Origin of the sequence: Candidatus Palauibacter sp. (genome assembly GCF_965216145.1) — a bacterium.
GTDB lineage: Bacteria > Gemmatimonadota > Gemmatimonadetes > Palauibacterales > Palauibacteraceae > Palauibacter.
Genome location: NZ_OZ244149.1, coordinates 678,855 through 693,568, shown reverse-complemented (window position 1 = coordinate 693,568; position 14,714 = coordinate 678,855). Strand labels below are relative to the sequence as shown.

The 14,714-nt window shown below is 69.1% G+C and carries 8 protein-coding genes; 4 read left to right on the top strand and 4 right to left on the bottom strand.

Annotated features, from left to right (window positions below; translation table 11 throughout):
* Window positions 1-446: 446 nt before the first annotated feature.
* From ACOOHF_RS03005 to ACOOHF_RS02995, 3 genes are read left to right on the top strand one after another with little or no spacing between them, the layout of a single operon-like run.
* Window positions 447-2,159, top strand: coding sequence for an N-acyl-D-amino-acid deacylase family protein (locus tag ACOOHF_RS03005; RefSeq protein WP_420463317.1), 1,713 nt, complete (start codon window positions 447-449; stop codon window positions 2,157-2,159).
* Window positions 2,156-3,826, top strand: a complete 1,671-nt coding sequence (locus ACOOHF_RS03000) for an amidohydrolase (protein ID WP_420463316.1) — start codon at window positions 2,156-2,158, stop codon at window positions 3,824-3,826. The genes ACOOHF_RS03005 and ACOOHF_RS03000 overlap by 4 nt, the downstream gene beginning before the upstream one ends.
* Window positions 3,823-5,946: a CehA/McbA family metallohydrolase gene (locus ACOOHF_RS02995; RefSeq protein ID WP_420463315.1), complete on the top strand. Its 2,124-nt coding sequence runs from the start codon at window positions 3,823-3,825 to the stop codon at window positions 5,944-5,946. Before ACOOHF_RS03000 ends, ACOOHF_RS02995 begins: the two co-directional genes overlap by 4 nt.
* On the opposite strand, the gene ACOOHF_RS02990 is transcribed toward ACOOHF_RS02995, so the two are convergent.
* Complete coding sequence (locus ACOOHF_RS02990) at window positions 5,941-7,269, bottom strand: type II toxin-antitoxin system HipA family toxin (RefSeq protein WP_420463314.1); 1,329 nt, start codon at window positions 7,267-7,269, stop codon at window positions 5,941-5,943. The two genes, ACOOHF_RS02995 and ACOOHF_RS02990, sit on opposite strands and share 6 nt — an antisense overlap.
* Window positions 7,266-7,595, bottom strand: coding sequence for a helix-turn-helix domain-containing protein (locus ACOOHF_RS02985; protein WP_419936211.1), 330 nt, complete (start codon window positions 7,593-7,595; stop codon window positions 7,266-7,268). The genes ACOOHF_RS02990 and ACOOHF_RS02985 overlap by 4 nt, the downstream gene beginning before the upstream one ends.
* A gap of 284 nt (window positions 7,596-7,879) precedes the next feature.
* On the opposite strand from ACOOHF_RS02985, the gene ACOOHF_RS02980 reads away from it, so the two are divergent.
* Window positions 7,880-9,277 carry a CapA family protein gene (locus tag ACOOHF_RS02980; RefSeq protein WP_420463313.1) on the top strand — a complete coding sequence of 466 codons (1,398 nt, stop codon included), beginning with the start codon at window positions 7,880-7,882 and terminating at the stop codon, window positions 9,275-9,277.
* 24 nt (window positions 9,278-9,301) lie between these two features.
* On the opposite strand, the gene ACOOHF_RS02975 is transcribed toward ACOOHF_RS02980, so the two are convergent.
* Entirely contained in the window at window positions 9,302-11,359 is a 2,058-nt protein-coding gene (locus ACOOHF_RS02975) for a hypothetical protein (protein WP_420463312.1), read from the bottom strand.
* Window positions 11,356-14,703, bottom strand: coding sequence for a WD40/YVTN/BNR-like repeat-containing protein (locus ACOOHF_RS02970; protein ID WP_420463311.1), 3,348 nt, complete (start codon window positions 14,701-14,703; stop codon window positions 11,356-11,358). The genes ACOOHF_RS02975 and ACOOHF_RS02970 overlap by 4 nt, the downstream gene beginning before the upstream one ends.
* Window positions 14,704-14,714: the final 11 nt, after the last annotated feature.

Sequence of the window (14,714 nt, the reverse complement as noted above, 5' to 3'; positions counted from 1 at the left end):
GGCACGCGCCAAGGTTTGTGTGCCATACAGGTCGCGAAGATCAATATGTGTGCCATAGTATCGTAGTTGTGTCGCAAAAAGGGCGCGCGCGCAAGACTACGAGGTTGTCCCCAAGACGTGTCAAGACGCGCCCGCCGGCCGTACCAACAGCTTACGCTCGGTCGTCAACGCGACGTCACCACCCCGGGACGGGTCGCGTCCGCACCTGGCCCCCGAACCCGTGGCCGGAGCTGCGGTTGCCGCCAGACAACGGCCGCTCGATCCTTGGTGAGACTCGAAACTCGCCCATCAGGGGATTGGCCGATGAAAGCAAAGCATGATGCCGTCACCCCGACAAGAGGATCTGACGACGAAATCGACCTTGCGATCGAAGAGCTCATTGCTCTTCGCAAGGGGAGCAGGCTGGACGGCGTGAGCTGGAAGGCACTCCGCGACGTGGGGCGGCGATGAGCGCGAAAGACGGCGGGCCGTTGCGTCTTCCGCGACACGCTGTGCTGGCAGTCTGTCTCCTGGGAGTGGTCTTTCCTGCCTGTGCCCCCGGCTCCGAATCGAAGGCCGCGGGGCCGTTCGACGTGCTGATCACGGGGGCGCGCATCGTGGATGGGGCGGGGAACCCCTGGGTGCGGGGCGACGTCGGTCTCCGCGGGGACCGGATCGCGGCGGTCGGCGACCTGAGCGGTCATCCGGCGGCGCGCACGATCGATGCGGCGGACCGCGTGGTCAGCCCCGGCTTCATCGACATGATGGGGCAGTCGAGCGTCGTCCTCGTCACCGATCCCCCGAGCGCCGAGAGCAAGCTCCGCCAGGGGATCACGACCTACCTCTCGGGCGAGGGCGGGTCGGCCGCGCCCCAGAGCGACGCCACGCAGCCCGAGGGCCCGGTCGTGAACGGCGAGGAACTGCGCTGGCGGACGTACGCCGAATACTTCGCGCACCTCGAGCGCATCGGGATCCCGATCAACGTCGTGCACGACGTCGGACTGACTCAGGTGCGGCGCGTGGTTCTGGGCGAGGAGGATGTCCAGCCGACGCCCGAACAGCTCGAGGAGATGAAGGCGCTCGTCCGGCAGGCGATGGAGGACGGCGCCGTCGGGACCTCGACGTCGCTCATCTATCCGCCCGCCGTGTACGCGACGACGGAGGAACTCGTCGAACTCACGCGCGTGGCCGGTGAGTATGGCGGCACCTACTTCACCCACATGCGGAACGAGTCGCACGCGGTGCTGGAGGCGATCCGGGAGGCGATCGAGATCGGCGTCCGCGCCGGCACCCCCGTCCACATCTACCACCTCAAGGCGGCTGGGCAGGAGAACTGGCCGCTGATGGCCGAGGCCCTCGCCCTCATCGATTCGGCGCGCGTGGCCGGGATCGACGTGACGGCGGACATTTATCCCTACATCCGCAACGGAATCGGCCTCGGCTCCTTCCTCCATCCACGGCACTACGCAGGCGGCACGGCTCCCTTCCTGGAGACTCTTTCCGACCCCGCGGTGCGGGCCGAACTGCGCCGCGAGGTGGAGACCACTTCGGACTGGGAGAACTGGTACCGTCACGTGGGGATGGACTGGGACAAGGTCCTCATCGTCTCCGCCCCCGAGGAAGTGAACGAGCGGGTGATCAACCTCTCCATCGCCGAGGCGGCGGAGATCCTGGGGACGGAACCATGGGATGCGTTCTTCGACCTCGTGCAGGCCGGCGGCGTGAGCGTGAACCCGCAGAGCATGAACGAGGAACAGAAGTGGCAGGCGCTCCGGGCCGAGTTCGTGATGATCGACACGGATGCCTCGCCCACGAATCCGGCCACGACGGCGAGCGCGCATCCGAGGGCGTTCGGGGCCTTCCCGCGGGTCATCGCGAAGTACGTGCGGGAGGACGGGATCCTGAGTCTGGAGGACGCCGTGCGCCGCATGACGTCGCTCGCCGCCCGCCGGCTGGGACTCGCGGACCGGGGCCTGATCGCGCCGGGGATGGCGGCGGATCTCGTGATCTTCGATCCGGACGCGGTCAGGGACGTGGCCCGGTTCGGGGACGCGATGCGCTACGCTGAGGGGATGGACTTCGTGTTCGTGAACGGTGTGCCGGTGATCGATGACGGTGCAATGACAGAGGCGCGGCCGGGCAGGCTGCTGCGCCGGGAAACGGGAGGGACCCCACGATGACCAAGCTCAGGCCTACCTGCGTGGGCATCGCGCTGGCGACGCTATGTCTCGCAGCCTGCGCGGCACCCCCGCCGGAGACCGCGGACCTCGTCCTGGTGGACGGAGAGGTGCTGACACTCGGGTCTCCGGGGGTCGTCGAGGCGCTGGCGGTCGGTGACGGTCGCGTGCTCGCGGCGGGAACCTCGGAGGAGATCCGCGCGCTGGCCGGGCCGGATACGCGCGTCGTCGAACTCGGCGGCCGTACGGTGATCCCGGGGCTCACCGACAACCACTATCACGGCATCGGGGGCGGTCCCGGCGTCGATCTCACGGGTGCGCGCTCCATCGCCGACGTGGTCGACGCGATCGCCGCCTTCGCGCTGGAGACGGGGCCCGGCGAGCTGATCGTGACCAACCGCGACTGGCACGAGGGGCAGCTCGCGGAGCACCGGCTGCCGTACCGAGACGATCTGGACCGCGCGGCCGAGCAGCCGGTCGTCGTCGTCCGCGGCGGCCACGAGTACGTGCTGAACAGCGCGGCACTCGCCCGCTGGGGCATCGACGAGTCGACGGCGGAGGTGCCGGGGGGCCGCATCGGCCGCTATCCCGACGGGCGGCTGAACGGCGAACTCGTCGACCGCGCCAAGGATCTCGTGTCGCTGCCGGAAGCCGCGCCGCCGGACCCGGAGGCCGTTCTCGACGCGCTGGCCGAAGAGTACGCCGCGCTCAACGCCCGGGGTCTGACCAGCATCCGTTACCCGGGCGGCCCCCCCAGCCAGTACCGCGCCATCGAGCGCCTGAAGGACGAGGGCCGGCTCACGCTGCGGGTGAACTACGTGCTCCGGGCCCCGCGCGGCGCCGGCGCCCAGCCGTTGGGGGAGGCGCTCGCGACGTGGCCCGCCATGGGAGAAGGCGACGCGTGGCTTCGCGTCAGCGGCGTGAAGCTCGGCGTGGACGGCGGCTTCGAGGGCGGCCTCATGCGCGAGCCGTACGAGGAGCCGTGGGGCGAGGGCGGCACCTTTCACGGCCTCCAGACCGTCCCGTCCGACCGCTACATTGAGACCGTCCGCGAGCTTCACCAGCAGGGCTGGCGGGTCGCGACGCACGCGGTGGGGGACGCCGCCATCGATCTCGTCCTCGACGGCTACGAGGCCGCGAACGAGGATGCGCCGATCGACGGTCTCCGCTGGGTCATCGAGCACGGGTTCATCCCGCGCGAGGACCACTTCCCGCGCATCCGGGCGCTCGGGCTCTCCGTGACGGCGCAGAACCACCTCTACGTCGCCGCCCCGAGCCTCGTGAAGTACTGGGGGGAGGACCGCGCGGCCTGGACGACGCCCGTCCGCGCCTACCTCGACGCCGGGATCCCGGTCTCGCTGGGGACCGATTCTCCCGTCGTCCCGTGGGACCCGTGGTGGATGCTCCACCACTTCACCACGCGCGGCACGATCAGCGCCGGCATCCTGGACGCGTCGCAGGGCATCACCCGGGAGGAGGCGCTGCGCGCGGCGACGCACGGGTACGCCTACCTGACCTTCGAGGAGGCGGAGAAGGGGACGCTCGAGGTGGGGATGGCCGCCGATCTCGTGGTGACGGCGGACCACGTGCTGGAATGTGAGGACCCATGCCTCGAGTCCATGGAGGTCGATCTCACCGTCGTGAGCGGCCGGATCGTGTACGAGCGATGAGCACCCGCACCCGCCGGACGTGCATGCTTGCGGCGGTCGGGCTCTTCGTCGCCGGTGCGGTGACTCCCGCCAGGGAAGGGCGGGGCGCCGCGGTGCATGGCAGCGAGGCCCGCTACGTGGTCGAACTCGAGTGGCCGCGCGAGAACATCGCCCGCACGCTCGGCGTCGCGCGCTCGGAACTGCTCATGTACGGTCGCGGGAACCCCTTCCAGACGCGCGACATCGGCGGTCGGACCTGCGTTGTCGGCCCCCTCTTCGCGCTCGATATCGAGGACGCGTTCGCGTTCGACATCGATGAGCCGGTCGACCTCCTGATCACCTACGCGCCGGAACTCACCGGGACGTTCAGCGTCGGGTTCAACGACAACGGCGGCGACGGCATCGGCGAGTCCGACCCGATCGAACCCGAGTCCGACCCGACGCTCGCCACCGCCAGGGTGACGCTCGCCCGCGCCCGCTTCGCCGCGCACGGGATCCGCGACACCGACCTCGCGATCGGCGGCCCGGAAGGGATCGCCCTGTGCGACATCGAAGTCGTACGGAGCCACGCCACGCCCGTCCCGGCCGGCTACGGCACGCTTCGCCTGTCGGTGGAGGACGCCGGCACGGGACGCGAGGTCCCCGCCCGGCTCGGCCTCTACGACGGGACCGGCCGTGCCCCGCTCCCCTCCGAGCGCTCCGTCCTCGTGCACCGGTTCGTCGACGAGGTGCGGCTCCTGTGGGTGAACCCCCGCACCTGGTGGCCGTCCGAACACCGCCTCGCCTTCTACGTCGACGGGGACTACGAGGCCCGGCTGCCGGTCGGGAGCTACGAGTTCGTCGCGACGCGAGGCCCCGAATACCGCGGATACCAGCGTACCGTCGAGGTCCGCGCGGATGAGACGACCGATCTCACCGTATCCCTCGAGCGCTATGCGGACCTGCCCGCGGAGGGCTGGTACTCCGGCGACTCCCACGTCCACATCGCGCGCGACCATACGGAGGACGACGCCGTGTGGGCGCAGATCGCCGCCGAGGACATCCACGTCGCGAACCTGCTGGAGATGGGGAATATCGCCGTCACCCACTTCAAGCAGCCGGCCTGGGGGGATGCGGGACAGTACGTGCGCGAAGGCCACGCGCTCGTATCCGGGCAGGAGGACCCGCGCACCGTCCAGCGCGGACACACGATCCACCACAACCTGCAGCGTCCCATCCGCCAGGATCCGGAGTCCTACTTCCTTTACCACCGCGTGTTCGAGGAGTCGCACGCCCAGGGCGGGATCTCCGGCTACGCCCACATGGGACAACTTTTCAACGGAGAACGGGGGCTGGCGCTGGACGTGCCGTTCGACCTCGTCGACTTCATCGAGGTCCTTCAGGGCGGGCGTCTCTACGACGACATCTGGTACAGCTTCCTCAATCTGGGCTTCAACGTCCGCCCCATCGCCGGCGCGGATTATCCGTACTTCGGGCCCACGCTCCCGGGCGTCGAGCGTACCTACGTGAAGCTGGACGGGCCGTTCGCGCCGAACGAGTGGTACAACGCCTACCGCCGCGGCCACACGTACGTGAGCAACGGACCGTTCCTCGAGTTCCGCGTGAACGGCCGGGAGATGGGGTCAGAGCTTCGCGTGGAGCGCGGGGAGAGCCTCGAGATCGTCGCCGAAGCGTCCCTCAACCCCGACATCGACCGCCTGAACCGGCTGGAACTCGTCGTCCACGGCGAGGTCGTCGCGACGGAAGCCGCGGCCGGCAGCGACCGCATAAGACTCGAGACCCGGATCGAGGCCGGCGAGAGTCTGTGGGTTGCCGTCCGAGCCTTCGGGGACCGCGACGGCGAGCGCGACATGACCGTTGCCCACAGCGCCCCCGTGTTCGTCGTCGTCGAAGACGAGCCCTGGTGGAAGCTGGAGGCCGTTCCGGACCTCGTCGCCCGTCACCGGGCGAAGCTGCAGGAATTGCTCACGGAGCCGATCCAGCCTGCGGGCGACCTCGAATACTGGGAGACGGCTCGGCTCCTCGAGGAGGAGTGGGAGCAGCAGCGCCTCCGCCTCGAACCGCGCGTGCGGGAGGCGGACGATCTCTACCGAGCGCTCCTCGACCGTGCCCGCGCCGCGACGACCGCCACGTCGTCATGAGCGGCTGACGCCGATCTCCCGCTCGAAGCGGTCTTCCAGGAACGCCGCCATGCCCTCCGGGACGCCCGCCGCTTCGGCGTGCGCGGGCCAGCCGCCCAGAGCCTCCAGCACCTCCTCGATGATGCGTCGTCCGGCTGCGGGCACGTCGAACATTCGTCCGACCCGCAGCAGATCCGCCCGCGCGATGTCGTGGAAGCGGCCGTTCACCGACATCTGGTGCTGGCGCGTCCACCCCTCGTTCTCGGCGTAGGTCACGTCGTAGGCGGGCGCGAGATGCCAGCCGCCCTCGCGATCCATGAGAAACGCGAAGTTCTTTACATGGTCGTCGAAGTTGACGGTCGCCACGCTGAACACCATGCGTCGAAACGCCTCGTTCACCGAGGGCTGCCCCAGCCCGAGGGCCCGGATCGTGTCGAACCAGCCCTCGTAGCTGAACACGAACTGGTCGTTGAAGTCGATATGCTGCAGGCCGCCGAGGCTGTGCAGGTGGAGTCGCTCGAAGACGGTACCTCCGCCCACATCCGCAGCCGGAGCGGGGGCTCGGTCGAAGCGTCGCGTCATGAAGTGAGCCAGATCGCCGTCGCGGAGCAGGTGGGTCTCCGCCATATCGATGCCGGCATCCCGCGCCAGACGGGAATACGCGAATTCGATGCGGCCCCACGGACCGTGGCGGCGGGCGGCGCGCATGCCCAGCCCGGACGCGTCGCGGCTGGCGCCATCGAACTTGATGAGCCACAACTCCTCCCCGGCCCGTGGGCGGGCGAACCCCGAGCGCACACGTCGCGTCGCGCGATCCCAGAGAATCAGCGCCTTGGGCCGGGCGCCCCCCGCGCTTCCTCCCACCTGCATCATCTCCGGCACCGCGACAGAGACATCGCCCTCGATGACGCGCCGCGCCTGCTCGACGAGCGCCCGCACTTCGAGGGGTTCTTCCGTCCCCGGGCCGGGGTCGTGCGGGGGGAGGAACTCCAGGGCACCCATCGCGCGATCCCCCATGTAGAGCAGCCGCTGGAGAGGCGACAGCGCGTCCCGGGGGCGCCCCCGGGACGCGAAATAGCGGCGGATCACGGCGTTGCCGAACCGGTCCGGCAGCGCGTCGGCGAACACGCCGGGCAGTCCGAGGAAGGCGGGCTTGCGGGTGAGTTCCGGGAAGGAAACCGGTCCGGGGCGCGCCAGCGGCAGGAGGATCGGCGAGATCTCGAGTCCGGACTCCCGGAACCCGGGGTCGTACTCGAACGTGATCCGTCCACCCGGCTCGGACTCGAGGAGGAGACCGACCGCGCGTCCCCACAGCCGCACGCGGACCGTCGTGTATCCGTTCACGACAGCCGCTCCGGGGGCGGGGTCCGTCTCGACGCGCGTTGGCGCGGCCTGCCTTTCAGCTGCTCGATCTCATAGGGGGAAGGTTCGGGAGGAGGGATCAGGGCCTCGAACGCCTGGAGTCGGCCCAGACCGCGCATGATCCGCACCAGCGTGTCGATGCCCACGCTGTGCCCGGCCTCCACCCGGTCGATGGTGCGTGCACCCACACCGGCGCGGGAGGCAAGATCCTTCACCCGGAGGTTCTGCCGTAGTCTCAGCGTCTTCAGCCGTGCGCCCAGTTCCCGCAACACGTCCGGCGTCCGGCTCGTGGGGACGATCGTTCCCATGTCCCGGTTCTCCCATCCAGTCCCTCGCAGTTGGGCCCGCGCGACCCTGCGGAACCTGCCCGAACGAAGGCGAACGTAGGTACGAGAGAGGGTCATGTCCAGACCGCCACATATGGCGCGAAGGCACGGTATATGGCATTTGTGCGTCTTAACCGGCGTGTTGCCAACAATCAGGCAGGTGGTCGCATGTCCTCACACACTTTTGGCCGCCATGCGCTTATCCCGGTCCTCGGCATACCTTGGCGAAAGGCAAGGATGACCCAGCCCGTCAGAAGGAGGACCCCATGCGCCGCCCCGCTCTCCTCGCACTCTGCCTCGCCGTCGTCGCGCCGGCAGGTTGGTCCGACGCGCAAGCGCAGAGCCGTTCGCCCATCGACGCCGACACCCGCTGGACGCTGGCCGCGGTGGGGGACGTGATCATGAACCGTCGGACGGCGCCGCTCGATCACTCCGGCGACCCGGGCTTCCACGAACTCGCCAACATTATCCGCGCGACCGATGCGGCCTTCCTGAACCTCGAGCAGTCGGTCTTCCGCCTGCAGGAGTTCACCGGCTGGCCCGCGGCGGAGAACGGCGGCAACTACGAGGTGGGCTCGCCCGAGACGCTGAAGGACCTCGTCGACATGGGGTTCAATCTCTTCAACCGGGCCAACAACCACACGACGGACTACGGCGTCGAGGGCATGCGGCTCACCAATCGGCTGATGGATGCGTGGGGCCTCATACACTCGGGAACGGGCGAGAACCTGGGCTGGGCCAGCCGTCCCGGGTACCTGGAGACGGCGAAGGGGCGGATCGCGCTGATCGGGATGGCGTCCACCCACACGCCGATGTCGCGCGCGGGCCGGACCGGGCCCACCGTGCAGGGAAGGCCGGGGCTGAACCCGCTGCGGCTGAGTACGCGCTACGAGGGATCGCCGGAGACCATGGCCGCGCTGCGGGACGTGGCCCGCAGGCAGGGCGCGAACGTGTCGGATGACCAGGACGCGCCGGTGCGCGTGTTCGGCTCCACCGTGTTCCCGGGCGACCAGGATCGCTCGGTGGTGTTTCTGAACGACGTGGACCGCGAGCGCGTCCTCCACGAAGTGCGCAACGCGACCGACCAGGCCGACTACGTCGTCGTCAACAGCCACTCGCACGAGCCCGGCAACGCCTTCGTGACGGCGCCGCCGTGGATGGAGGAGTTCGCGCGGCAGACGATCGACGCGGGGGCGAATACGTTCATCATCCACGGGCCGCACCAGCTGCGCGGGGTCGACATCTACAAGGGCCGGCCGATCTTCTACTCGCTCGCCAACTTCATCTTCCAGAACGAGACGATCGACCCCATGCCGTCGGACCAGCGCGACCGCCTGGGGATCCCGCTCGACCGGCTCTCGTCGGAGGTCTACGACGCGCGCTTCCAGGTGGACGAGGACGGGAACCCCACGACGGGTTTCCCCACCGGGTCCGAGTGGTACGAGAGTGTGGTCCCGGTCGCGACCTTCGAGGGCGACGAGGTGGTCGAGATCGTGTTCTACCCGATCGAACTCGAGTGGAAGGCGCCCCGGGGCCGGCGAGGCACCCCGCGTATCGCGCCGGAGGAACTGGGCCGCAAGATCATCGAGCACCTCGCCGAGCTGTCACGCCCCTACGGCACCGAGATCCACTACGAGAACGGCGTCGGGATCTGGCGGCGCTAGCTTCCGAAGAGCCGGCGGCCCCCGTCACTTGAGCGAGGGCCCGGTGCTCCCGACTGCTGCGGCGCACGCCTCCAGCCCGTCGAGCAGGGTTGTGAGCGGCTCCCCCTCCGACGGCGGCACCTCGGCCAGCGTTGCGCGTATCTCCGCGGCCATCTCGGCACCGCGCGGTTCCCAATACGCCCGTTCCCAGCGGAATGCATCCCTCGAGCCCGGCGCGGCGCCGCGCGCCGCATTGCACGTCTGCAGGAACCCGCCAAGCCGTGCCACAGAGATGGTGATGGCTTGGCCGACGTAGCGGCCACGGGGGTAGTCGGTCCAATACCGAGCGAACTTGTCGCGGACCCCTGCGCGTGCGGTACAGGCGAAATCGCCTTCACAATCATGCGGCGAGGGTCCGGTCACGAGTTCCCAAAGGATCTCCTCCGCGTCCGGGCTTTCCCGGTGCTCTTCGTACGCGCGCTCGAAGGCTTCGTCGCGCACATACCACGCTGAGCCGATCGACCAGTAGTACACGTCGTCGACCAACTGGTCGGCCCAGCCGCGCAGGAGAGCATCCGCGTTCTCGGAGTGGAACGTCTTGAGTGCCTCGCCCAGGATCTGAAGCCGCCGAAGCGACAGAATAGCGGAGGTATCGACGATCTCGCGGTGCCCTCCGACGCGACTGCCGAGGACATTGTACACGCGAAGGGAATGGTCGGGGGTCCGCCCTTCGCCCGAAGTGAGAAAGCGATCCGCGATCGCCAGCACATGATCGTGCGTGTGGGCAGGCGCCGTTGCCGCCCCCGGTATCCAGCAGCGTCCCCACCGCGATGCCGAGACCCACGTCTCCCCCGCCGCGACCGTGTCCGGGTACTCGGTCGTGAAGTGCTCGTCCAATCGCAGCACCGTGCCACCCCGCGCCGCCCGCGATGGTTCGAAACGGCACAACACGCCGGGAGCGGTGATCGCCATCTCGCGGCTCTCGGAGGACGGAACGGACGCCTCCCCTCGCACCGCCGCCGGTTCCTCGTCGGGCGGCGGTTGCGCCGGCACCTCCGAGGCGCACCGCTCCACCCGATTGATGTAATCAACCAGCGGCGCCTTATTTTCCTCGCCCACCTCGCTCAGCGTAGCCAGGAGGCGGCGGACCGCGGGCCTGCCCTCCGTCTGCCACGCCAGTTCGTCCCACCGCTCCCACCGCGCCCGGCCCATGGCATCCCAACCGGGAGTCCGCGCTGCCTCGCACGTCCCGAGAAGGCCGCTCTCGAATTGGACGCGGCGGAGCATGCTCACCGACGCCGAAATGGCTTGATCCACGAACCGGCCGTCGGGAAAGGAGCGCCAGTACCGGGCCGCGTGCGGCAACACCCCGTCAAACACGCATGGGACACTCAGTCCGCAATCGACGCGCTGCAGGATCTGGCTTGCGCTACGCCACAGGATCTCTTCGGCCAGCGGATCATCCCGGTGCGCCTCGTACAGCGAGTCGACCGAGCCGCGTCCCACCACCCACTGCAGCCGTGCGCGGTCCGGCAGCGCCTCGACGTCCGCGCCGAGCGACTCCAGCCATGCCAGGGCCCGCGGGTCGGGGTCCTCTGCTGGACTTGGCTGTGCGGCCTCCAGCGCCCGCATGAGCACTTCCAGCCTCCTGAGGCTCAGGACCGGGGAGGCATCCACCGCTTCCCTGTACACCCGATGCCGGAAGTAGCTGTAGACGGCCACCCAATCTTCCAGTGGGCGCCCGTCCGGCGAGGCGAGGAGCCGATCGGCCATGGCGAGGAGCGACTCTGGCTCCCGCCATGGGCCCACGAGCGCCTCCGGCACCCAGCACAAGCGCGGCATATACGGCGTCCGCCGCACGGACACCCAGCTCGTGCCGGCCGCGTCCATCGCAGAATCCCGCACCGAAACTGTTTCCCGGTACGCGTCGCCCGTTTGTCTGAAGACCGACACCACGCTGGCTGCGTGGGAGGGCGCCTCGCGGCAGGGCACATGCAGGGAGAGGAGCGTGCCATACGTTTCCCCCTGCGCGGCCAGCGGGTTGGGCAGGACGAGCGCAGCGGCTGCGGCCGCCAACAGGATGAAGGGGGTGGAGCGGTTCATGGGCCTCCGGGCTCGGTCTGGTCGAAGAAGCGGGCTGCCTGTCCTTCTTCGATGAACCCCAGGGCCTCGATCTGTTCCTCCTGACGTTCCGACAGATCGTCGAACAGCATCCGGTCCCGGGTCGTCGGCGCGGCGTCCGAGGCCTCGGCGTGCTCGAGCAGCTTCGCGAACTTGTCGTCGAGGCGGACCGGCCAGTTGATGAGTTCCTGCTTGGCCCGATGCTCGCGCGAGGGCCGGAACTGGCGCAACTGGTCCTCGATCTCCCAGAGGCGCGCGTCGAGTTCGGCCCCGGCGCGGGCGATGTCGGCGGCGCCCTCGGTCCCCGCGGCCCCCTCGATCGCCTCCACGACCCTCCGCCGCAGGCTGTGGATGCGCGCCACCGCCCGGTGGTTCTCGCCGATCTGCTCACGGATCGCGATCAGGAAGCCGAACTGCTCGTCGAACTCGGCCTGCGGTGTGGACACCCGCGGATCCGGCACGATCTCGAACGGGACGGAGAGCGTCTCGTCCCCCACCGTCAGCCGCGCCTCGTAGCGGCCGGGGGGCGCCAGCGGCCCGTATGGGTCACGGTGCCGGTAGAGCGTCTTCGGGACCCAGTCGACGGGCTCCGGATAGCGCATGTCCCACTCGAACACGTTGGCGCCGGTCTCCGCAGGGAGCCCCGGTTCCACCAGATCCGCCGGATCGAACGGATCCGGCCCGGGTTCGGGAGGCCGGGCCCGGTTTGAGAAGGTGCGGATCTCCTCGCCTTCGGCTGCAGGGTCCCCCGCCTCATGGATCGACAACCGGACCTCCCCTTCGGGGTCGCGGGGCAGGTAGTAACGGAGCACGATGCCGCTCGGCGGGTTCGGCATCGAGAGGCCGCCGAACGTCGCTTGGGTCACCATCTCCCGGAAGCGGATCGTGGGTCGCGGCGTGAACAGGCGAACTCCGTCCTCGGCTCTCGGTCCGACACCGTCGGCGCGGAGCGTCGCACCCGCTGCCGCGAGCTGCCGCAGCGGCGAGATGTCATCCAGGATCCAGTGCGAACGCCCGTGCGTGGCCGCCACCACGTCGCCGTCCTTCAGTTTGAGGTCGCGCACCGGCGTGACCGGCAGGTTGAGGCGCAGCGAGTGCCAGCTCTCCCCGTCGTCGAGGCTCACCCACACGCCGCTCCACTCCGCACCGGCGTAGAGCAGCCCGGGCTGCTCCGCGTCCTCGCGCACGACCCACACGAAATCGTCCTCCGGGAACCCCGCGTCGATGCGGCGCCACGTCGCCCCGTAGTCTGCGGTTGCCCATACGGACGGCGCGTCGTCGCCCATCATGTGGCGGTTGGCGGAGACGTAGGCCACCGCCGGATCGTGCCGTGAGGGCTCGACCACGCTAACCCACGTGTCCGCCTCCATGTCGGGCGGTGTCACGTCCTCCCAGTTCCCGCCACCGTCACGGGAGACGTACACGAGGCCGTCGTTCGACCCGGTCCACAGGACGCCTTCCCGCAGGGGCGACTCGGCGATGCTGGAGATTGCGGCATACCACTCGATCCCCACGTTCTCCCGCGTAAGACCCCAGAACTCGCCACGATCGGAGGGTAGCGTCGCTTCGAACCGGGTCTCGTCGGCCCGCGTGAGATCAGGGGAGATGTCCTCCCAGCTATCCCCCTCGTCCGTCGAGCGGTGGACGAACTGCGTCGCCGTGTACAGCACGCCAGGGTCGTGGGGAGAGAGGAAGAGCTTGACGTCCCACACCTGGCGGTAGCGAAGCTGGTCCTCGCCCGTGCCGTAGTAGTTCTCCCCCCAGACCGAGATCCAGCGGCGTTCACCGGTCGCGCGGTCCACGCGCGAGATCCAGTGGTGGTCGCCTCCGTAGCTCACGTCGAGCCGGTCGGGGTGGACTGCGATCCCCCCGTTCTCGGCCGCCGCCGTCGTCCAGCGCTGATAGTCGAAGATCCGTCCCTCGTCGGAGCGGCTGGGCACGCAGATGCTCGTGTTGTCCTGCTGGGGGGCGCAGACGTTGTAGGGGAAGTCGTCGTCCACCGAGGCGTTGTACATCTGGCCCGTGGGCTGGTTCTCGACCGACGACCAGGTGCGGCCGCCGTTGAGGGTCACGGTGGCGCCTCCGTCACCCCCGCCCAGCATGCGGCGCGGGTCCGCGGGGTCGATCCACAGCGCGTGGTGGTCGCCGTGCGGAAGGGTCGTGAGCGCGGTGAAGCTCTCGCCGCCGTCCGTCGATTTCCAGATCGAGGTGTTGAGGACATACACGACATCCGGATCCGTGGGGTCGGCCACGACGTGCGTGTAATACCACGGGCGCTGGAAGAAGTTGGGATTGTCGGCCACGCGGGCCCACGTTCGGCCCCCGTCCTCGGACCGGTAGAGCCCGTTGCCGGAGCAGTAGTAATCGCGGCACGGCTGCCAGTCCGCCTGTCCGGGCGCGTCGGCCGTATAGAGTCCGCCGGTCCCGTCCCCTTCCGCCGTCATCAGCGCCCACACACGGCTGGGCCGCGACTGGGACACGTCGAGTGAAATCCGGCCCTTGAGGCCGGCGGGGAGTCCCGGGGCCCCCGAGATGTCTTCCCAGGTGTCGCCACCATCCGTCGATTTCCAGATCCCGTTGCCAGGACCCGCGTCGCGGATCGTCCAGGGGAAACGGCGCCCGTTCCACGTCGCCGCGTACAGCGTGCCGGGTGCGCTCCGGTCCATGATGAGGTCGATGACCCCGGTCTCGTCGTCGATGTAGAGGACGCGCTCCCACGTCTCGCCGCCGTCTCGGGAGCGATACAGGCCGCGATTCTCGTCCGGAATGAACCCGTGTCCGTGCGAGGCGGCGTAGACGAGATCCGGGTCGTGCGGATGCACCTCGATCGCGGAGAGGTTCCGGGTGTCCGCCAGCCCCATGTTTTCCCAGGAGCGCCCGCCATCGGAGGAGCGGTAGAGCCCGTCGCCACGCGAGATGTTCGTGCGGAAAGAGACATCTCCGGTGCCGACGTACAGGATCTCGGGATCCGATTCCGAGATGGCCAGCGAGGAGACCGTCGTCGTTCCGAAGTATCCGTCGGAGAGGTTGTGCCAACTCACCCCGGCGTCGTCCGTCTTCCAGACGCCGCCCCCGTTCGTGCTCCCCATGTAGAACACGCCGGGCTCGGTCGGATGTCCGGCCCCGGCGATGGACTTGCCACCCCGCCACGGTCCGATCGGTCGCCACTCCAGCACCTCGAGCACCGACGCGTCGACCGATCCGCCTGGCAGCCCCACAGCCGCGTCTCGACCCGGTACGCCTTCCGGATCCACACAGGCCAGGGCGGGAATGAGAAAGATCGAGAGGAGGATCCCGAGCGATGGCGAGGGATCGTGATGGCGCATCGTCGCCTCCC